The 21,936-nt window shown below is 31.7% G+C and carries 15 protein-coding genes and 2 other annotated features; of the genes, 1 reads left to right on the top strand and 14 read right to left on the bottom strand.

What is annotated here, in order from left to right; all coding sequences use genetic code 11:
• Positions 1–22: 22 nt before the first annotated feature.
• From ppc to yaaA, 5 genes are all read right to left on the bottom strand, one after another.
• A complete protein-coding gene (ppc, locus tag HMPREF1983_RS02690; protein ID WP_021752751.1) occupies positions 23–2,713 on the bottom strand; it encodes a phosphoenolpyruvate carboxylase in 2,691 nt (896 codons plus the stop codon).
• A gap of 308 nt (positions 2,714–3,021) precedes the next feature.
• Positions 3,022–5,469 carry a DNA gyrase subunit A gene (gyrA, locus tag HMPREF1983_RS02685; protein WP_021752750.1) on the bottom strand — a complete coding sequence of 816 codons (2,448 nt, stop codon included), beginning with the start codon at positions 5,467–5,469 and terminating at the stop codon, positions 3,022–3,024.
• 16 nt (positions 5,470–5,485) lie between these two features.
• The gene (gene gyrB / locus HMPREF1983_RS02680) at positions 5,486–7,402 is read right to left on the bottom strand and encodes a DNA topoisomerase (ATP-hydrolyzing) subunit B (RefSeq protein WP_040460872.1); all 1,917 of its coding nucleotides are present in this window, start codon (positions 7,400–7,402) and stop codon (positions 5,486–5,488) included.
• 102 nt (positions 7,403–7,504) lie between these two features.
• Positions 7,505–8,644, bottom strand: coding sequence for a DNA replication/repair protein RecF (gene recF / locus HMPREF1983_RS02675; protein ID WP_021752748.1), 1,140 nt, complete (start codon positions 8,642–8,644; stop codon positions 7,505–7,507).
• A complete protein-coding gene (gene yaaA, locus HMPREF1983_RS02670) occupies positions 8,634–8,849 on the bottom strand; it encodes a S4 domain-containing protein YaaA (protein WP_021752747.1) in 216 nt (71 codons plus the stop codon). The genes recF and yaaA overlap by 11 nt, the downstream gene beginning before the upstream one ends.
• Before the next feature lie 351 nt (positions 8,850–9,200).
• Here yaaA and HMPREF1983_RS02665 point away from each other — a divergent pair, with 351 nt between their 5' ends.
• Complete coding sequence (locus HMPREF1983_RS02665) at positions 9,201–10,013, top strand: phosphotransferase (RefSeq protein WP_021752746.1); 813 nt, start codon at positions 9,201–9,203, stop codon at positions 10,011–10,013.
• Between the two features lie 51 nt (positions 10,014–10,064).
• On the opposite strand, the gene rplT is transcribed toward HMPREF1983_RS02665, so the two are convergent.
• The 9 genes from rplT to HMPREF1983_RS02620 all read right to left on the bottom strand — a co-directional run bounded on the left by rplT (position 10,065) and on the right by HMPREF1983_RS02620 (position 21,813).
• Positions 10,065–10,424 carry a 50S ribosomal protein L20 gene (gene rplT / locus HMPREF1983_RS02660; protein WP_021752745.1) on the bottom strand — a complete coding sequence of 120 codons (360 nt, stop codon included), beginning with the start codon at positions 10,422–10,424 and terminating at the stop codon, positions 10,065–10,067.
• Between the two features lie 57 nt (positions 10,425–10,481).
• On the bottom strand, positions 10,482–10,676 hold the full coding sequence (gene rpmI, locus HMPREF1983_RS02655; RefSeq protein WP_004631723.1) for a 50S ribosomal protein L35: 195 nt from the start codon (positions 10,674–10,676) through the stop codon (positions 10,482–10,484).
• 26 nt (positions 10,677–10,702) lie between these two features.
• Positions 10,703–11,230, bottom strand: coding sequence for a translation initiation factor IF-3 (gene infC, locus HMPREF1983_RS02650; protein ID WP_021752744.1), 528 nt, complete (start codon positions 11,228–11,230; stop codon positions 10,703–10,705).
• Positions 11,231–11,259: 29 nt separating this feature from the next.
• Positions 11,260–11,372 (bottom strand) — a sequence feature (ribosomal protein L20 leader region).
• Between the two features lie 91 nt (positions 11,373–11,463).
• Positions 11,464–15,117, bottom strand: coding sequence for a DNA-directed RNA polymerase subunit beta' (gene rpoC, locus HMPREF1983_RS02645; protein ID WP_021752743.1), 3,654 nt, complete (start codon positions 15,115–15,117; stop codon positions 11,464–11,466).
• Between the two features lie 95 nt (positions 15,118–15,212).
• Positions 15,213–19,010 carry a DNA-directed RNA polymerase subunit beta gene (gene rpoB / locus HMPREF1983_RS02640; RefSeq protein WP_040460867.1) on the bottom strand — a complete coding sequence of 1,266 codons (3,798 nt, stop codon included), beginning with the start codon at positions 19,008–19,010 and terminating at the stop codon, positions 15,213–15,215.
• 149 nt (positions 19,011–19,159) lie between these two features.
• Positions 19,160–19,756 carry a class I SAM-dependent methyltransferase gene (locus HMPREF1983_RS02635; RefSeq protein ID WP_040460866.1) on the bottom strand — a complete coding sequence of 199 codons (597 nt, stop codon included), beginning with the start codon at positions 19,754–19,756 and terminating at the stop codon, positions 19,160–19,162.
• Between the two features lie 155 nt (positions 19,757–19,911).
• Positions 19,912–20,274: a 50S ribosomal protein L7/L12 gene (gene rplL, locus HMPREF1983_RS02630; protein ID WP_021752740.1), complete on the bottom strand. Its 363-nt coding sequence runs from the start codon at positions 20,272–20,274 to the stop codon at positions 19,912–19,914.
• A gap of 40 nt (positions 20,275–20,314) precedes the next feature.
• Positions 20,315–20,815 carry a 50S ribosomal protein L10 gene (gene rplJ, locus HMPREF1983_RS02625; protein WP_021752739.1) on the bottom strand — a complete coding sequence of 167 codons (501 nt, stop codon included), beginning with the start codon at positions 20,813–20,815 and terminating at the stop codon, positions 20,315–20,317.
• Positions 20,816–20,847: 32 nt separating this feature from the next.
• Positions 20,848–20,980, bottom strand: a sequence feature (ribosomal protein L10 leader region).
• A 98-nt stretch (positions 20,981–21,078) separates the two neighbouring features.
• On the bottom strand, positions 21,079–21,813 hold the full coding sequence (locus HMPREF1983_RS02620) for a MerR family transcriptional regulator (protein WP_021752738.1): 735 nt from the start codon (positions 21,811–21,813) through the stop codon (positions 21,079–21,081).
• Positions 21,814–21,936 lie beyond the last annotated feature (123 nt).

The raw sequence follows: 21,936 nt of genomic DNA, 5'->3' as shown, positions 1-21,936 counted from the left end.
TTCTATTACTTCGGTTTCATAATTATCCGGAATTTCTTAAACCTGTTGCTATTCCATTTATCGTTATATGTATTGTATTTATTTGAGAATCGGGAATTTCTCCTTGTCTTGCACGTCTTATAAGTTCTATTTGAACATAATTTAATGTATTAAAATATGGTAATCTATGCTCTAAACTTTGTGTTAAATAAAAATTATCCTCTAAAAAATTACTATGTTTAGAAATTTTTAAAACAACCTCTTTTGTTAAATTCCATTCTTTTAAAATTTCATTATATACTTTTTTTGTCTTTTCATCGCTACAAAGATTTGAATATTCTTTTGCAATTCCCATATCTGCTTTTGACATTACCATATCAACATTTGATAATAATGCTTTGAAGAATGGCCATTGTTCGTACAATTCTTGTAGAAAAGAGAGATTTTTACTATCTTTTCTTATAAAATTAGAAAATGCTGTCCCTACTCCATACCAACCGGGTAACATTATTCTGCTTTGTGACCATGAAAATACCCAAGGTATGGCACGAAGTCCTCCTATATCCGTAATTTTCTTACGCGATGCCGGACGTGAGCCGATATTTAAACTTGAAATTTCTTTTATTGGAGTAGCCTCAAAAAAATAATTATAAAATTCTTTATTTTTAAAAACTAATTTTCTATACGTTTTATAACTATCTGCAACAATTTCATCCATCGCATTTGTAATTTTTCTATATAAATTCTCATCTAATTCTACTTTATCAGAATTCATTCTTTCTATTACCGCCGAGAACAATGTTTCTAAATTATAGTAAGCGGCATCTTTATTACCATATTTTGCTCCTATTACTTCGCCTTGTTCTGTTAATCGAATTCTATCTTGTAAACTACCAAGCGGTTGTGATACTATCGCATCATAACTGGGACCACCACCACGACCGACAGTTCCACCTCGCCCGTGGAAAAATGTTATCTTTATTCCATGTTTATCGCCCAATAAAGCCAGTTTTTGTTGAGCCTTATATAACGACCAACCCGAAGATAAATAACCTCCGTCTTTATTGCTATCAGAATAACCTAACATTATTTCTTGATAATATTTGTTATCTTTAATCCATTCTTTAACTATATCCAATTTCAAATAATTATCCATTACTTCATATGAATTTTCTAAATCCTCAATGGTTTCAAATAATGGGACAAGTTGAAGCCTTGCAAAATCTTTTCCTACTAATCCAACTTCTTTTAACATAATAGCAAGTTCTAACAAATCCGAAATGCTTGTTGTATGTGAAATAATACTTTGTTTAATAATATTATCACCTAACTTATCTTTTAAAATTCTTGCAGTCCTAAAAATTTCAAGTTCTTTTTTTAATTGTTCTGATTGTTTTGAATTATCTCCGATACTGAGCGGTCTAGGATCTTCAACTAATTGCTTTAATAACACTTTACATTTATCTTTTTCCGATAAATCACTGTAATTTTTCACTATATTGGCACTTCTTAACAGTTCAGCTACACAAACTTCGTGAACACTGGAATCTTGCCTCATATCAATACTTGCTAAATAAAAACCGAAAATTTTTACAACGTTTAATAATTCTTCAAATTCTCCGGTTATAAATACTTCCCCATTATTTTCCAAAAGAGAATTTTTTATAACTTCTAAATCTTTTTCAAATTCATAGGTTGTTAAATAAATATTTTCTGATTTTATATCATTTAGTAAATAATTTTTTGTATTTAATAGTTTTTCTTTAATGTAAAAAATAGATTTTCGATAAAGTTCTTTTTCTCTATATTCAGAAACATCTGTTGATTTTTCTGAAAGATTTTTCAATTCATCACTTACGTTAATAAATTGAGAAGAGATAGAAAATGTTCTATATAAATTTTCCAATTTTACAACATAATAATCTAATATTACTTCACATTGTTTCATAGCTGAAAGTTTTAATGTCTCTGCGGTTACATAAGGATTTCCATCACGGTCCCCTCCTATCCACATACCCATAGTAATCGGTGTTTCATTTATTAAAGAAATATTATTTTCTTTAAGCAAATTTTTATATTCCGTTATTAGAGCAGAAATAGCCTGAATAAAAGAACGATTATAATATTCAAGGACATTAGTTATTTCATTTGATACTTTTAATTTTTTTTCTCGAATAGTATCGCTTTGTAAAATAATCTCTATATGTTTTTGAAGATTATTTCTCCATTTTGTTTCATTTATTAGTCCTTGCTTAATATCACGATGTTTTCTAAGCAGTGAATGTATCTCTTCAGTTAAATCTAACATCGTTTTTCTTTGAACCTGTGTGGGATGAGCAGTTAAAACCGGAACAACGTTTATATTCTCTAATATAGTATTATCTGTTATGTTTTCTATTGCCGATTTAAGTTTTCCTGTATAATTTTCTCCGGCATTATTTTTGTAGTTTACTTCAAACGCTAAATCTACATCTTCCGCTATATTTATAAGAAGCGGTAACACTGAGAAAAATTTTGCTACTGTATACATTTCCTCTTTTGTTAAATCTTTTACAACAGTATTTAATTCACCATATTTTTTGTTATCCGCCAACTTTTTTAACGTCATAATTTTTTTAAAAGTTTCTTCTGATGTCATTTTTCTAGTGGCTTCCAACAACATTTCAGTTAATAACTGAATCTCTTCTTGAACAATATTTTCGTTAATACTACTCTCTAATCTCGTACTTTGCATGTAATACTCCTTAGTATCTTTATATGAAATTTAATAGCATATATTCATTATATAGCTTTTTAAAGAAGAAAACAATTTATTTTTTAATATTTTCCAGTTTTTTTTCTTAATTTGCAAACTTTTATGGATATTTCAAACAAAATGTTCTGATTTTAGAAAAAACAACTTATTTTTTTATTTCAGCAACAAAAAGTTATACTAAAATAAAATTAAAAGGATTTAGTCCTGTTATGGAAAACTAAATCCTTGGTATAAACTTTCTGACTACCTTTTATGGTCAGTATAATATAATAAATTTTTATATCAAATTATTCTTCTTCGTAATTTTCTTCTTTTTCCGCTAATGTAACTGTTGCCACTTTTTGATCATCAACTAAATTGATTACTTTAACCCCTGTTGCTGTGCGCCCTAGTGTACTAATTGTTGAAATGTCAATTCGAATAATAACACCTTGGTTTGTCATTACCATCAGATCTTCGTTACCTGCAATTGATTTTACCGCAACGATTTTACCTGTTTTCTTCGTAACTTTTGCTACTTTGACACCTTTTCCACCACGGTTAATTACATTAAATTCCGTTGATTTAGATATTTTTCCAATACCGTTTTCAGTTACAGTCAAGATTTTTTTCGTTTCATCTACTACTTCCATACCGATAACATAATCATCTAAACCGAGTGTAATACCTTTTACACCACGACTTACTCGTCCCATAGTACGTACTTTTTCCGCATTGATACGAATTGCTTGTCCATTAGCTGTTACAATCATAATATCCTGTTCATCAGTAATTCGTTGAACGTCTATTAGAGAATCACCATCATCAAGTTTAAGTGCTATTTTCCCTTTTTTAAGAATACTTGCGTAATCACCGAGTTTAGATTTTTTAATAATACCAAACTTAGTAGAGAAGATTAGATTTGTTCCAACTTCTTGTAAGTCAGAAATGGCAATAATAGAATTAACTTTCTCTTCTTTTTCGATTTCAAGAAGATTTATTATCGGTATTCCTTTTGATTGTCTACTCATTTGATTAACTTCATATCCTTTAAGTGTGTATACCTTACCTTTATCCGTAAAGAATAATATATGATCATGAGTTGAACAACTTAACATATATGCTATATTATCTTCATCATTTGTTGTCATTCCATTAACACCACGACCCCCGCGTCCTTGGGATTTATATGTACTAGCTGCCAAACGTTTGATATATTGGTTGTGTGATAATGTAATAATTATTTGTTCTTTTTCTATTAAATCTTCATTCTCTATCGTATCCACTTGTCCTTCAATTATAACACTACGACGTGAATCCCCATATTTTTCTTTTATTTCAAGTAATTCTGTTTTAACAATTTCACGAACACGATCTTCTTTATTTAAGATATCTTGTAAATCTTTTATTAAATTCATTAATTTACTATACTCATCTTCAATTTTTTCACGTTCTAAACCTGTTAAACGTTGTAGTCGCATGTCTAATATAGCTTGTGCTTGAATATCAGATAAATCAAATTGTTTTATTAATCCTGTTTTAGCCTCTTCTGTTGTCTTAGAACCGCGAATTAAACTAATTATTTTATCAATATTATCAAGGGCAATTCTCAATCCTTCTAAAATATGAGCACGATCCTGTGCTTTTTTAAGATCAAATTTTGTTCTTCTTACCACTACTTCTTTTTGATGTTCTAAATAATGATATAATGCCTCTTTTAAATTTAATAATTTAGGCACACCATTTACAAGGGCAATCATATTTACACCAAATGAGCTTTGTAAAGGTGTCAATTTGTAAAGGTTATTTAAAATTACATTACTATTAACATCTCGACGTAATTCAATAACAATACGAATTCCTTTCAAACTACTTTCATCACGTAAATCTGTTACACCTTCTATTTTTTTATCACGGGCTAATTCCGCTATTTTCTCTACCAATTTTGCTTTATTTACCTGATAAGGTATCTCTGTAATAACAATACGTTCTTTCCCATTTTTCATCTGCTCAATCGCAGTTTTACCACGCATAATAATTGAACCACGTCCTGTATTATATGCTTTAACGATACCACTACGTCCCAGTAAATATGCTCCAGTTGGAAAGTCAGGTCCTTTTATTTTTGTCATTAGTTCCGCTATTGATATATCAGGATTATCGGACAGTGCCACAATACCGTCAATAACTTCTCCTAAATTATGTGGTGGAATATTTGTAGCCATACCTACCGCTATACCACTACTTCCATTTACTAATAAGTTAGGTATTTTTGCCGGTAATACTTTTGGTTCTTTTTTGGTACCGTCATAGTTATCTTGCATATCAACAGTATTTTTATTTATATCACGTAACATTTCGGATGCAATTTTACTCATACGTGCTTCTGTATAACGCATTGCAGCAGCACCATCTCCGTCAATAGAACCAAAGTTTCCTTGTCCGTCAACCAACGGATAACGACTATTAAAATCTTGTGCTAAACGAACGATTGTTCCATATGTTGCTGAATCACCGTGAGGGTGATATTTTGCCATTACTTCCCCTACTACCGCTGCACTTTTTCTATATGGTTTATCATATGTTAACCCCAATTCATTAAAAGCATATAATATTCTTCTATGTACAGGTTTTAAACCATCACGTACATCCGGTAATGCACGTGAGACAATAACACTCATTGAGTAATCCAAAAAAGAATTTTCAATTTCTGTTGTTATATTTCTCAAGGTAATATTATTTTTATTATCTTCCATGTCCTATCCTTTCGTATTAAACATCTAAATTAATAACATTCAACGCATTTTCTTCAATAAACTTACGTCTAGGTTCAACTTTTTCACCCATTAAAACCTCAAACGCCGCATCTGCACGTTGTGCATCATCAATACTTACTTTATACATTAAACGATGTTCCGGATCCATTGTTGTAGCCCATAATTCTTCAGCATTCATTTCTCCAAGACCTTTATATCGTTGAACGGCATATTTTTTATCTTTAGCATATTCTTCAATATGCTCTTTTAATTCCTCTTCTGTATGTGAATAATATTCTTTTTTTCCAACTTTTAAACCATATAATGGGGGTCTTGCAATATAAACATATCCTGCATCAATTAATTCTTTCATATATCTAAAGAAGAATGTTAATAATAACGTACGAATATGACTTCCATCAACATCGGCATCAGTCATAATTACAATTTTATGATAACGTAATTTATCAATATTTAATGTTTCACCAATCCCCATTCCTACAGCTGTAATTAAAGAGCGAATTTCATCACTAGATAATACTTTATCTATTCTTACTTTTTCCACATTTAAAATCTTACCTTTTAATGGTAAAATAGCTTGGAATGTACTGTTACGCCCAAGTTTTGCACTCCCTCCTGCAGAATCTCCTTCGACTAGGAATAATTCACATTCAGTTGCATCTTTGCTGGAACAATCTGCCAGTTTTCCCGGTAGATTTGTGAATTCTAAAGCATTTTTACGACGTGTTGATTCACGAGCTTTTTTAGCAGCAATTCTTGCACGTGATGCTTGTAATCCTTTTTCGACAATAATTTTTGCAGTTTTAGGGTTTTCCAGTAAAAATCTATCTAACTCTTCTGAAAATAATTTATTAGTTATGGTACTCATTTCTGAATTTCCAAGTTTTGTTTTTGTCTGTCCTTCAAACTGTGGGTTAGGATGTTTTATGGAAATAATAGCAACAAGGCCTTCCCTAACATCATCACCTGTTAACGATTCTTTTTCTTTAATCAGTTTGTTTTTCTTTCCATAAGAATTAATAATTCGTGTTAAGGCTGTCTTAAAACCACTTTCATGGGTTCCACCTTCATGGGTGTTAATGTTATTTGCATAACTTAAAACATTGCTGGCATAACCCGTATTATATTGCATTGAAATTTCAACCTCTTTACCGTCCATTTCTCCTTGTACATAAATCGCTTCATGTAGGGCATCTTTATTCTCATTAAGCATTTCAACATATTCTAATAATCCGCCTTCATAACAAAACGATTCTTCTTTTTCTTGCCCTTCTCTTTCATCTTTAAGAATAATCGTAATTCCCTTATTTAAGAATGCAAGTTCACGAATACGCATACGTAAAATATCATATTCATATTCCGTTGTTTCTTGGAAAATTTCCGGATCAGCTTTAAAACGAACTGTTGTCCCTGTTTTATCAGTTACACCAACAACTGTAATATCTTGTACAACTTCTCCACGCTGAAATTTCATCAAATAAATATTACCATCACGGTGAACGTACGCCTCCAAGTCGGTAGATAGAGCATTAACTACACTAGCTCCAACTCCATGAAGTCCTCCGGATACTTTATAACCGCCACCGCCAAATTTACCACCAGCATGCAATACTGTTAAAATTACTTCTAATGCAGGTTTTCCCGTCTGTTCCTGAATATCAATCGGAATACCGCGTCCGTTGTCCTCTACTCTTATCCAATTATCTTTTTCAATCGCAACAGTAATAGTATTACAATACCCTGCTAATGCTTCATCAATAGAGTTATCTACTATCTCCCAAACAAGATGGTGTAACCCTTTACTTGATGTTGAACCAATATACATACCGGGTCTTACCCTAACAGCTTCAAGCCCCTCAAGAACTTGAATCTGGTCTGCATTATATTCTTGCATTTCTTTTTTCTCTACCATGATTATTCCTTTCATTTTATTGCATTTATCATTTTTAACTAAATATAACTTTTTTACTATAAAACATTATCATTCATTTACGAATAATTACAAAATATTTTTTTAATAACTTGCTTCACTAACACTACCCTGTTTTATATAGAATACCTTAGATTTTTTTAATAATTCCTCTTTTATCTCAGTTATTGAAGGTGTTGTTATAAAAGTTTGAACATTTTCATTAATTGCATCCAACAACTTTCGCTGACGTGTTTTATCAAGTTCACTTAAAACATCATCCAAAAGAAGTACCGGATAAGTTTCTGTTTTTTGTTTCAGATAATCTATTTCTGAAAGTTTTAGCGATAAAACAATACTACGCTGTTGCCCTTGTGAAGCATAGACCTTTGCATCTAAATTATTAATATAAAAAATTAAATCATCATGATGTGGACCTACCTTTGTACTTCCACGCATAATGTCATCAAATGATTTTTTCATCATATTTTTAACAATATTTTCTTCAGTAAATCTTTTATCATCAATATTCTCAATGTCAAGTTGTTCTAAAATAGAACTTTTGTAGCTTATTTCCAATTTCTCCGTACCATTCGAAATATTATTCATATTATCCTTTGCAAGTTTTGCAATATCTCTTACAAAATTGACACGCTCTTTTGTGATATACACAGCAATTTTTACCAACTGGGATGTTAAGGTTTCAAGATATGTTAATGATAATTCATCTTTCGGATTTTTTCTCATGTCTTTTAAATAAGCATTACGCTGTCTTAACAAATGCTGATACATAAGATTATATCTATGATATACTCTTGAAAATTGATAAAATTCTCTATTAATAAATTCTCTTCTTAGTGCCGGAGAACCTTTTACAATTTGTAAATCTTCCGGCGAAAATAAAACGACATTAAGTTCCCCCACAAAGTCCGTGAGTTTTGTTTTTTTTATCCCTGCTATCTTTGCATTTTTTCCCTTATTACTTATTCCAAGCATAATATTTATATTTTTATTTCTTTTGTTTAGTACACAAGACACCGCTGTTGCACTTTCTCCAAATTTAATACATTCACTATCACTTTTAGTACGATAACTTTTCCCCAGTGCTAAACAAAAAATAGCCTCTATTAAATTTGTTTTACCATTAGCATTATCACCGACTAAAACATTAAGAGAGGGATGTAACTCTAATCCAAGCGCTTCATAATTTCTAAAATAAAGTAATTTTAATTCTCTAATCTTCATCACTAATTAAAAATTCTTTATTTTTTATCTTTACTATGTCACCTGAATATAGTTTTTTCCCTCTACGCTGTTCTAATTCATCGTTTAAAAATACATCTTCTTCCGAAAGAAAAAATTTTGCCTGTCCTCCAGAATTAATAAAGTCTTCCATTTTTAAAAATTGAGATAAAGTAATATACTCATTATCAATTACTACTTTTTTCACTTTACACCTCCTGTAAAATTAAAAAAAAATATTTCGTATATAAATATATTTTATACTCTTTAATTATATCAAAAAACAATTTTTTTTTCAAGGAAACATGTTATATTAACTTTATTTTTTCTATCTATTTTTCAATTATATCAACCATTTTTTTGAGATATTCTTTTAGGTAAATTAACATAAAATTTAAAATGTTTGTGATAATATTTTTTTACTAATTACATCTAAAAAATAGGATTTTAATATACTAATTTATAATTTTAATTTATTAGGTGAAAACTTTTTCATTTTACATAAACATGCTAATATTATATAATATGGGTGATTTAAAATTAAGAGTGAGTGATATATATGTATAAAAAAGAAAAACTGGAAAAAATTCTCGAAGAAAAAATAGTTACCATGATAGAAACAAGCTATGGTATTACTAACAAAAATTACATCGTTCATACTGATCAAAATAGCTATTTTTACAGAACACAAAAAGATGACACTAAACTTGTTAATAAAGAAAACGAAAAAGAAGCTATTAAATTATTAAAAAACGAACCATATTTTCTTAATGTGATTCATTATAACAATAATAACCTTATTACACCATACCAAAAAGATTCTAAAACATTTATCTCACAAAAAAATTTATCCAACATCATTGAAATAGCAAAGTTGCTTAAAAAGTTTCATTCAAAAAAATTTCAGGCAAAAAATTCATTCAATATAATTGATACTTTTTATTCTTATTTTAATCTTATCGATGAATTAGATATTGATAATTTTATTTATTTGGTTGATGAAATAAAAAAGGTTTATAAACCTGACAGATTATGTCATAACGATTTAGTTGAAGGAAATTTTTTATTTACTGAAAATAATCTGTTTTTAATAGATTATGAATATGCCGGGCAAAATGATTATTACTTTGATATTGCCAGTTTTATATCAGAAAATGAACTAGATTATCAAGAAACAATCACTTTCCTTAAAGCATACTTTACAGATGAACAATGTGATTTTTATAAACTAGATATTTTCTTACGTTTTTGTGATTTATTATGGTACACTTGGGCTACCCTACTTTATGGAAAACGTGGTGAAGAAATTTATCATGAAATTGCCATACAGAAATATCAAAGTCTTAAAACTCCTAGAAAAATTATTTATTAAATATAGATAAAAAGAAACTAATCTAATGACTAGTTTCTTTTTTAAAACTTATTATTTAGCTAATGCTACTTTTGCTTGTTCGCAAATGCTTGAAAAAGCTTGAGCATCGTGAATAGCTATTTCTGATAACATTTTTCTATTAATATCAATACCTGCAACTTTTAGACCGTTCATTAAACGACTATATGATAATCCGTTTAGTCTAGCTGCAGCATTGATACGAACGATCCATAATCTTCTGAAATTACGTTTAGTTTGGCGACGATCTCTAAACGCATACATTCCAGATTTCATTACTTGTTGTTTTGCTACTTTGAATAATGTATGCTTTGATCCAAAATAACCTTTAGCTAATTTCAAAACTTTTTTACGACGACGACGAGTCACTGTTCCACCTTTTACACGTGGCATATCTAATTCCTCCTTTAGTATAACTTATAAATAAGTATTTACATTATAAATTCTATATTACTTAACTAATAAAGTTCTAATACGTTTGTAATCACCACGAGATACTAATGATGCTTTACGTAAGTGACGTTTTTGTTTAGTAGTTTTTCTTGAAAACCAGTGAGATGTATAAGCACGGCTACGTTTTAACTTACCGTTAGCTGTTTTTTTCACGCGTTTTGCTAAACCACGGTGAGATTTCATTTTTGGCATTATCAAATTCCTCCTATATTAAACCTTTATTTCTCTTTTTTTGGTGCTAGAACTAAAAACATACTGCGACCTTCCATTTTAGGTTTTTGTTCGACAGTTGCTATATCGCTAGCTTCGTTAGAAAAGTTTTCTAAAACTTTCTGTCCAATTTCTTTATGGGTGATTGCTCTCCCCTTAAAGCGAATAGAAACTTTTACTTTATCTTCTTTTGCTAAGAATTTTTTAGCATTTTTTAATTTAGTTTCAAAATCGTGTTTTTCTATCGTAGGAGATAAACGTATCTCTTTCGTTGTAACGATTTTTTGTTTCTTGCGTGCTTCTTTTTCTTTTTTCTGTTGCTCAAATTTGAATTTACCATAATTCATAATTTTAGCAACCGGTGTTTTTGCATTAGGCGCAACTAAAACGACATCTAAATTCATTCTTTCTGCTATTTGCAATGCCTCTGCTTTAGATTTTACTCCTAATTGTTCTCCGTTTTGACTAATTAAAAGAAACTCTTTCGCTTTAATACCTTCATTTACTTGTGCAGTATCTTTACTAATGACCAGCACCTCCTATTTATAAAATTCATTAAATACTAAAAGCAATAAAAAACTGGGTGCAAAACACCCAGCATAAAATTCTACATTTCATCTACATAAACCTGAACAATCAACATTGGCAGGTGAGAAACGGGTGCTTCTACTTTTGTATTCAACATTATCTATTGTACATATTTATTTAATGTTTGTCAATAGAAATACAAAAACTTTTTTTATATTCTATATTTCTATCATGTTTTTAATTAAATAGTCTCTAATTCATCGTGTAATTCCTGTTCAATAGGTTTACTTAATTCTTGTTCCATTTCTTGCTCTAAATCTTCTTCATATTGAACATCAATATTGTTATATCTAGGCATACCGGTACCGGCAGGTATCAATTTACCAATAATAACATTTTCTTTAAGTCCCATTAACATATCTGTTTTGCCTTTAACCGCTGCATCTGTAAGAACCCTTGTTGTTTCTTGGAATGATGCTGCTGATAAGAAACTTTCCGTTTCTAAAGATGCTTTTGTTATACCAAGAATAACCGGTTTCGCTGTCGCCATATTTCCACGATGTTTAAGAATTTTTTTATTCTCATCAGTAAATCTATGAATATCTACTAATGAACCCGGCAACAAATCGGTATCTCCTGCATTGATAACACGCACTTTTCTCAACATTTGTCTTACCATTACTTCAACGTGTTTATCACTAATTTCAACACCTTGCATACGGTAAACTTTTTGTACTTCTGTCAATAAGTAACTTTGTACAGCTTCCAAACCTGCAATAGAAAGTAATTCTTTGGGTTCAATAGAACCTTCAGTTAATGCTTGACCACGTTTAACTTCATCGTTTTCTTTAACTAACATACGACTTGTACCGTAATCTTGATACTCTCTTTCTTCTCCAATTTCACTTAATACAAATATTCTACGAATATGATTACTATCCACTTCTACTTTTGTTACAGTTCCATCTACCTCTGAAATTAGAGCTTTTCCTTTTGGATTACGTGCTTCAAATAACTCTTGAATACGAGGTAAACCTTGAGTAATATCTGCACCCGCTACCCCTCCGGTATGGAATGTACGCATTGTAAGCTGTGTTCCCGGTTCTCCGATAGACTGAGCAGCTATTGTACCTACTGCTTCGCCTACTTCAACTTTTTCTCCGGTTGCTAAGTTTTTACCATAGCATTTCTCACAAACTCCATGACGACTATTACATGTAAATGCCGAACGAATTACAACACTTTCAATGCCGGCTTTTTCTATTTCTTTCGCTGTATCTAACGTGATTAATTCACCATCTTCAACAATGACTTTACCGGTTTCCGGATGAACAACAGTTTCTTTACTGTATCTTCCCTCTAGGCGTTCTTGTAAACTCTCAATTTCATCAGTCCCATTTTTAAGTGCTGCTACTCTTAAACCTCGAGATGTTCCACAATCATTTTCACGAACAATAACATCTTGGGCAACATCAACAAGACGACGTGTCAAGTACCCTGAATCGGCAGTTTTTAACGCTGTATCTGCAAGCCCTTTACGTGCTCCATGAGAAGAAATAAAGTATTCCAATACTGTAAGTCCTTCTTTAAATGATGAACGTACCGGCATTTCCATGATTCTACCTGATGGTGATGCCATAAGTCCACGCATACCCGCAAGTTGAGTAAAGTTTGACGCATTACCACGTGCTCCTGAATCACTCATCATATAAATTGGGTTAGTCGCAGGAAGAGAGTCCATAAGTTGATCTTGGATAATATCTTTAGCTTTTGCCCATTGTGCAATAACATTTTGATAACGTTCTTCTTCCGTTAATAAACCACGTCTAAATAAATTAGTGATTTTATCAACATTTTCTTGTGATTCTGCAAGAATATCATACTTATTAGGTAAGACAAACACATCACTTACTCCAACGGTAATACCCGCTCTTGAAGAATACTTAAATCCTAAATCTTTCATTCTATCCAACATCATAGATGTTTCAGTAATATGGAATCTATTAAAAATTTCTGAAATAATTTTTGACAAGAAACCTTTTTTAAATGGTATTGCGGTTTCTTTTTCTTTAATATAGGCTTTAAGCCCGCCTTCTGATAATTCGCTTGTCGCAACAAAGTATTTTTCCGGTGTTGCTATCTCCAAGTTATCTTTAGTTGGTTCATTCAAAAATGGAAAACCGGCCGGAAGTATATCATTAAAAATAACTTTACCAATTGTTGTAATTAATAATTTTTTATTTTGTTCTTCTGTAAATGTCGGATTATTGAATGATTTTGCTGCAATACCAACACGAGTATGCAAATGAATATACCCATTTTGATATGCCATTCTTGCTTCGTCAGCATCTTTAAAAATCATACCTTCACCGATTGCTCCCGGTCTTTCTAATGTTAAATAATAGTTACCAAGTACCATGTCTTGAGATGGTGTAACAACGGGTTTTCCATCTTTCGGATTAAGAATATTTTGAGCAGCCAGCATTAACATACGTGCTTCGGCCTGTGCTTCTTTTGATAGAGGTACGTGAACAGCCATTTGGTCACCGTCAAAGTCAGCGTTAAACGCAGTAGTTACAAGTGGATGCAATCTTATCGCACGACCTTCTACTAAAATCGGTTCAAAAGCTTGAATACCTAATCTGTGCAATGTCGGTGCACGGTTAAGCAATACCGGATGTTCACGAATAATATCTTCCAGTATATCCCAAACGTGATCTTCCATTCTTTCAATTTGATTTTTTGCGTTTTTAATATTATTCGCCAATTCACGTTTTACTAATTCTCTCATTACAAATGGTTTAAACAATTCAAGCGCCATTTCTTTCGGTAATCCGCATTGATACATTTTCAAATTCGGCCCAACTACGATAACTGAACGACCTGAATAATCAACACGCTTACCTAGTAAGTTTTGACGGAAGCGTCCATGTTTACCTTTAAGCATATTAGATAACGATTTTAAAGTTCTGTTACCAGGACCGGTAACAGGACGACCACGACGACCATTATCTATTAAAGCATCTACCGCTTCTTGTAACATACGTTTTTCGTTTTGAACAATTAAGCCGGGTGCTTTTAATTCTATAAGTTTTTTTAAACGGTTATTACGATTAATGACACGTCTATATAAATCGTTTAAATCACTCGTTGCGAAACGTCCTCCGTCCAACTGAACCATTGGACGTAATTCAGGAGGTATAACAGGTAAAACGGTCATAATCATCCATTCCGGTTTGTTTCCGGAATTTTTAAAAGCTTCAAACACTTCTACACGTTTAATAATTTTAACAATTTTTTGTCCTGATTTATAATTACTTTCACTTAATTCTTTAAGTTCATTTTTTAAATCTCTTAATTCTTTTTCAATGTCTAACTCTGCCAATAAATCTCGGATAGCTTCTGCTCCCATTTTGGCTACAAATGAGTTAGCACCAAATGTACTACGTGCCTCACGAACTTCACGCTCTGAAACAATTTGCTTTTTCATAAAATCCGTTTCGCCTGGATCAATTACAATATATGAAGCAAAATAGATTACTTCTTCTAATTGTCTTGGGCTAAGATCCAATAACAGACCCATACGACTCGGTATTCCCTTGAAATACCAAATATGACTGACCGGAGTTGCTAAATCCAAATGCCCCATTCTTTCTCTACGTACTTTTGATAAGGTAACGTCAACACCACATTTATCACATTTTATATTTTTGTATCTTACCCTTTTGTACTTACCACAAGCACATTCCCAATCTTTTGTTGGTCCAAAAATTCTTTCACAGAACAACCCGTCATTTTCCGGTTTTAAAGTTCTATAATTTATCGTTTCCGGTTTTTTAACCTCTCCATAAGACCAACTTCTTATTTTTTCAGGAGAGGCCAAACTAATTTTCATATATGCAAAATTATTTACGTCTATCAAGGAGCATACCTCCTTTATTATTTTGTATAATAGCCTTGAATAGTATTTTGTGATTCATTGTAAAATTTTTATTTTTCATTATCAAAATCTTCTTCGATTTCTTCATCTTCTATATCTTCTACATCAGCATACTCATCATTATTTGACAGTAATAAGTCAGCTAGTGATTGATAACCACTATTTTCATCAACTTCTTCATTTTCTTCATCTTCGGTATCAATATTTACATCTTCATCAGCTTCTTCATTCTTAACTTCGTCTTCTTTTTTTTCATGTAAATGTCCTAAACCTGTATGAAAATCTATAGTATCACCTAGGTCTATATCACCCATATCTACTTCGTTATCATCATTATCCATTACTCTAAAGTCCATACCCAAAGCCTGAAGTTCTTTCATAAGAACACGGAATGACTCCGGTACTCCGGGACGTGGAATATTCTCACCTTTAACAATAGCTTCATAAGTTTTAATACGACCGTTCGTATCATCTGATTTGTAGGTCAAGATTTCTTGAAGTGTATAAGCTGCGCCATATGCTTCTAATGCCCATACCTCCATCTCACCAAATCTTTGTCCACCAAATTGTGCTTTACCTCCAAGTGGTTGTTGCGTTACTAATGAATATGGACCAATTGAACGTGCATGAAGTTTATCATCAACCATGTGAGCAAGTTTAATCATATACATAACCCCAACTGAAACACGACTATCAAACGGTTCACCGGTACGTCCGTCATAAAGAACTGTCTTAGCATCTTTTGCCATACCGGCCTCTGCCACAGTTGACCAAACATCGTCATCATTAGCACCATCAAACACCGGTGTCGCTACGTGGATACCAAGTTGTTTAGCCGCCATACCTAAGTGGAGTTCTAATACTTGTCCAATGTTCATACGTGACGGTACTCCAAGCGGATTTAACATAACATCAACAGGTGTCCCATCCGGTAAATAAGGCATATCTTCTTCAGGTAAAATATTTGAGATAACCCCTTTATTTCCGTGACGACCAGCCATTTTGTCCCCAACACGAATTTTACGTTTTTGAACAATAAATACTCTAACCAATTCGTTAACACCATTGGCTAACTCCGCACCATCTTCACGTTTGAAAATTTTAACATCCGCTACTACCCCATCAGCACCATGTGGCACACGCAATGAAGTATCACGTACTTCTTTAGATTTCGCACCGAAAATCGCATATAATAGTTTTTCTTCCGGTGTTTGTTCCGTTAACCCTTTAGGTGTTACTTTACCAACAAGAATGTCCCCATCTTTTACTTCCGCACCTATACGAATAATACCACGAGAATCTAAGTTTTTAAGAGCATTTTCTCCTACATTAGGTATCTCACGTGTGATTTCTTCCGGTCCAAGTTTTGTATCTCTTGCTTCTGTTTCATACTCTTCTAAATGAATAGAAGTATAAACATCATCTTTAACAAGACGTTCACTCATAATAACAGCATCTTCATAATTATACCCGTCCCAGTTAACAAATGCTACCACTAAGTTTTTACCCAGTGCTAATTCTCCTTTATCCATAGACGGTCCGTCAGCAAGAATATCTTTCGGTTCAACTCTGTCTCCTACTTTAACAATAGGTTTTTGATTATACGATGTACTATGATTAGAACGTACAAACTTGTGTACAATATATGTATCTAACTCACCTTTAATTTCATTTCCATCAAGAATTTCAAGGCGTCGTACTTTTATTTTAGCACCATCCACATATTCAACAATACCACGATATTTAGCTATAACCGCCGCTCCTGAATCACGTGCCGCTAAATGTTCCATACCTGTTCCAACAAACGGTGCTTCAGTTACCATCAAAGGTACCGCCTGACGTTGCATATTTGCACCCATAAGTGCACGGTTAGAGTCATCGTTTTCTAAAAATGGAATACAAGCTGTTGCTGCTGATACTACCTGTTTAGGTGATACATCCATGAAATTCATCATTTCTCTAGGTTTAATCGTATTATCTCCTCTAAAACGACAAACAACTTCATCATCTAAGAAATATCCATTTTCATCTACATTCGAGTTAGATTGCGCAACTACATATTTATCTTCCTGATCTGCTGTTAAATATTGAACATTTTCAGTGACATAAGGTCGTCCTTCATTATTGACTTCTACTTTTCTATATGGAGTCATAATAAAACCATACTCATTAATTCTTGCAAATGAAGATAACGAGTTAATTAACCCTATATTTGGTCCTTCCGGCGTTTCAATCGGACACATACGACCATAGTGAGAATAATGGACGTCACGAACTTCCATTCCGGCGCGTTCTCTTGTTAGACCACCAGGTCCTAGTGCAGACAATCTACGTTTGTGAGTAAGCTCACTTAACGGATTGGTTTGATCCATAAATTGTGATAATTGAGAACTTCCAAAAAACTCTTTAATAATCGCAGTAACCGGTCTAACATTTATCAACTGTTGCGGTGTAATTTCGTTAGTATCTTGTATACTCATTCTTTCTCTAACAACACGCTCCATACGAGAAATACCGACACGAATTTGATTTTGAAGTAATTCACCTATACAACGAAGTCGACGATTACCAAGATGATCAATATCATCAACTCTACCTATTAATTCATATTCAAACGAATCATCATTTCTTCTATTTCTGATTAATAATAAGTAGTAATTAATACTTGCGATAATATCGGCAATAGTTAATGTTAAAATATCTTTATCCGGTGAAGCATTACCTATAACATGTAATACTTGATCTGCTGTCAACTCATCAACATTGTAATCATTTCCAACTTTAACCTGATTAACAATTTTAAATAACTGTAATTTTAAACTATCACTTCCGTCAAGTGATTCATTCATATCAAATTCTCTTATATTAGCTGTAGTTTCTAATTCCTCATGAATGCTATCTAAAATTTCACGAGTTAATTTAATACCTTTTTCTACTAAAATTTCACCTGTTTCTGTATCAACAATCGGCTCTACTAAAATTTGATTTTCTAATCTTTCAGCAACATGAAGTTTATTATTAAGTTTATATCTTCCTACTTTTGCCAAATCATAACGGCGTGGATCAAAGAAACGTCCATACAATGTAGATTTAGCTGTTTCAACATTCGCAGGTTCTCCGGGACGAAGTTTATCATAAATTACTTTTAAGGCTGTTCCAACATCTTGATTCTCATCTTTTTCCAATGTATTAAGAAGCTCGGCATCTTCACCAAATAACTTAATAATTTCCTCATCTGAATTAAATCCCAAGGCTCTGATAAGTGTTGTTAGTGGAATTTTTCTTGTTCTATCTATTCTGGCATATGCCAAACCTTTAATATCTTTCTCAAATTCTAACCAAGCTCCTCTGTTAGGAATCACAGTTGTTTTATACGCATTAGGAATATTTTTTACCTTTAATTTATCATCTTCCGTAAAATACACAGAAGGTGATCGAACTAATTGTGAAACGATAACACGTTCTGCACCGTTTATTATGAATGTTCCTGTCTCCGTCATTAGCGGTAGTTCACCCATAAACACTTCTTGTTCTTTAATTTCATCACGTTCTTTATTAATCAAACGGACTCTTACACGTAATGGTGCTGAATATGTAGCATCACGCTCTTTTGATTCATCAACATTATACTTGGGAGTTCCAAGTTTATAATCAATAAATTCTAAACTTAATTTTTCATTATTACCTTCAATTGGAGAAACATCTCTAAAAACTTCTTTTAAACCGGTTTCTAAAAATTTCTCATAAGATAACGTTTGAATTTCTATTAAGTCTGGTAAATCGATTACTTCTGAAATTCTCGCATAGCTACGTCTTTGTCTGTGCTTACCAAATTTAACTTTTTGCAACTGTGTCACCTCTTAGTATTTCTCTTATAAACTAAAAAGAAAATATTATACATTTTCTCTTTTTCTTATATAATTTTATATAACTCTATTACGCTAAAATAGAATTACTTGCAATTTACCATTTTATCATAATCATAGTAAATTGTCAATTATTTTACTGCTTTTAAAATGTAATATCCTTTATTTTTACTAATAATTTCTACATTAGAAAATAATCCCTCAAGTAATTTTTTGCAACTTGCCATTCCTTGTTTTTTTTGTATTACAACCCACAATTCTCCGGCTATTACTAAATGATTATAACTATCTTTCATAATTTTATGAACAATTTGCTTCCCGGCTCTTATAGGAGGGTTAGTAATAACTATATCAAACATACCTTTTACATTATCAAAAGAACTACTTTCTATTACTTCTATTTCGTTTATCACTTTATTTAATTCAATGTTTTTTTTAGCTAATTCAAGACTTCTATTATTTACGTCTATCATAGTAAATGTGTAAGTTGGATTTATTTTCGCTAGATAAATGGATATAACACCGTAACCACAACCGATATCAGCTACTTTTACGTTTAATTTTTCACTAGAAAAACTTTCCAGCAAACTCCGAGTTCCAAAATCTACATTATCTTTTGAAAATACCCCATTATCTGTATAAAATTTTAATTTAGTATTATTAATTTCAGAATATATAATTTTCTCGCAACTATTTGTTGTCGGATTGTTAGTATAATAATGCCCCATTATAAATACTCCTCCAATCAAGAAAATAGCATACCTCAAAGTAAAACACTTGAGATATACTATTTTTGTTATTATCATCGTATCAAATATTCTCAAATAGAATATTATTGTTTATTTACATCTATCTATTTTTTATCTACTTAATAATTTAGAAATTATTTAACTTCTACAGAAGCTCCAACTTCTTCTAATTTAGCTTTAATTTCTTCAGCTTCTTCTTTAGAAGCTCCTTCTTTAACAACTGATGGTGCACCATCAACTTTTTCTTTAGCTTCTTTTAATCCGTCGCCTGTGATTTCACGAACAACTTTAATTACTTTTATTTTTGAATCACCAGCTGATGTTAATACTACATCAAACTCAGTTTTTTCTTCAGCAGCTCCGGCTACAGCAGCTCCAGCTACAGCTACAGGTGCAGCAGCAGTTACTCCGAATTCTTCTTCAATTGCTTTTACTAGGTCGTTTAATTCTAAAACTGACATTTCTTTAATAGCATCTAAAATTTGTTCTTTAGTCATTATAAATTTCCTCCGATTTTAATTGTGTTTTAATTTTTTATTAAGCTTCTTGTTCAGCTTTTTGGTCTGCTACAGCTTTAACAACTAAAGCAGTATTGCGCATTGGCGCTGTTAATACAGATAACAACATAGAAAGTAATCCATCACGGCTTGGTAATGCGGCAATAGCTTTAATTTCTGAATGATCTGCAATTTTTCCTTCTATAACACCGGCTTTAAGTTCCAAGTTTTCATGTTCTTTAGCGAAATCATTTAAAACTCTGGCAGGCGCTACGACATCGTCTGTTGAAAAAGCAAATGCGTTCGGTCCTGTTAGAACTTCATCTAACCCCTCAACACCGGCTTCTTTCATAGCACGACGAACTAGTGAGTTTTTATAAACTTTAAAAGTTAAACCTTCGTTACGCATATTATTACGCAGTTCTGTTACTTCTGCAACATTTAAACCACGGTAGTCAGCAATAACAACTGATGAACTAGCTTTAATTTCTTCAGCAATTTGGTTAACTAACTCTTGTTTTTTCTCAATAGCTTTTGACATTGAATTTCCTCCTAAGTAGATTTATCAATCCCAGTACCAATAAAATACCTTTTTGTATGCGAGAACATACAAAAAGGCACATAAGTTTCTTTTCGAATTTTTGTCCTCGGTAGGTTAATTAAGGATTACTCCCCCTACTGTCTACGGTACATTTAAACTGACTTTATTAGTGTAGTACATATTTTAAATTTTGTCAATAGATTTATTAAAAGTTTTTGAATTTATCAATTACCTATCATCGAAAACTACAATCTATCAATTAATTAATTAGTTTTCTCATAATAATATCCTATTGCTTCACTCGTAAATTCTGCTACTCCTATTCCAAATTTATTAATATTATTTCTAAATTCCGGATTTTGCCCATAACCTTTTCCTATGAAAGAAAATACTTCTAATGTACAATCAAATCCATATTTATTAATATGATTGTACAGCTTATCAATCTCTTCTTGTACTTTTTTATCATCAATGCCTAAACCATCTGCTTTATATTTAGCTAAAGTTTTAAACACATTATTAAATTCTTCATTAGCTATATTTTCAATACCGACTCTTCGTCTTTTTGCTTCTGCTATTACTTCTTTACCATACTTTTTCATTGCACGTTCTTCATATTTTTCTAAATCTTCATGTTTAAATCCTACAAATTTTTCCTCTACAGTCATCGTCTTTTCTCCTTTTATATGCTCTATTGTTTTATCAATCGTTTTAAGTAACTGATCGAAACGATCTTTTTCCTTTTTGATTAATTCTCGTTGTCTAATTAAAATTTCCACATGGTTAACGTTATCATTTAAAATATTTATTATATCATGCAAAGAAAACTTTAAACACTTATAAAACATAATCTGTTGTAGTTTATCTAATTCTTTCTCACTGTACTTGCGATAACCATTCTGTTCTTTAATTGGTGACAGTAACCCTATTTCATCATAATAATGTAGTGTCCTAACACTCACACCGGAAATTTTTGACATTTCTCCTATTGTGTACATATCTACCTCCTAGTATTTGTTTTTTTACCAGCTGATATATATAGTTTACATTATAACGTAACGTTAGTGTCAATAACAAAAAAATTTTTTATCAAATGACGAATTGCAAATAAAAGTGCAACA

This window comes from Gemella bergeri ATCC 700627, assembly GCF_000469465.1.
Taxonomy (GTDB): Bacteria; Bacillota; Bacilli; order Staphylococcales; family Gemellaceae; genus Gemella; species Gemella bergeri.
This window is presented reverse-complemented; position numbering and strand designations above follow the sequence as displayed.

Excerpts from the sequence above, each read along its gene's own strand:
- HMPREF1983_RS02665 (WP_021752746.1), top strand. The coding sequence starts at position 9,201 with ATGTATAAAAAAGAAAAACTGGAAAAAATTCTCGAAGAAAAAATAGTT.
- HMPREF1983_RS02620 (WP_021752738.1), bottom strand. The coding sequence starts at position 21,813 with ATGTACACAATAGGAGAAATGTCAAAAATTTCCGGTGTGAGTGTTAGG.
- rpmI (WP_004631723.1), bottom strand. The coding sequence starts at position 10,676 with ATGCCAAAAATGAAATCTCACCGTGGTTTAGCAAAACGCGTGAAAAAA.
- ppc (WP_021752751.1), bottom strand. The coding sequence starts at position 2,713 with ATGCAAAGTACGAGATTAGAGAGTAGTATTAACGAAAATATTGTTCAA.
- gyrA (WP_021752750.1), bottom strand. The coding sequence starts at position 5,469 with ATGGAAGATAATAAAAATAATATTACCTTGAGAAATATAACAACAGAA.
- rplT (WP_021752745.1), bottom strand. The coding sequence starts at position 10,424 with ATGCCACGTGTAAAAGGTGGAACAGTGACTCGTCGTCGTCGTAAAAAA.
- rplL (WP_021752740.1), bottom strand. The coding sequence starts at position 20,274 with ATGACTAAAGAACAAATTTTAGATGCTATTAAAGAAATGTCAGTTTTA.
- rplJ (WP_021752739.1), bottom strand. The coding sequence starts at position 20,815 with ATGTCAAAAGCTATTGAGAAAAAACAAGAGTTAGTTAACCAAATTGCT.
- rpoC (WP_021752743.1), bottom strand. The coding sequence starts at position 15,117 with ATGAAAATTAGTTTGGCCTCTCCTGAAAAAATAAGAAGTTGGTCTTAT.
- HMPREF1983_RS02635 (WP_040460866.1), bottom strand. The coding sequence starts at position 19,756 with ATGGGGCATTATTATACTAACAATCCGACAACAAATAGTTGCGAGAAA.
- recF (WP_021752748.1), bottom strand. The coding sequence starts at position 8,644 with ATGAAGATTAGAGAATTAAAATTACTTTATTTTAGAAATTATGAAGCG.
- gyrB (WP_040460872.1), bottom strand. The coding sequence starts at position 7,402 with ATGGTAGAGAAAAAAGAAATGCAAGAATATAATGCAGACCAGATTCAA.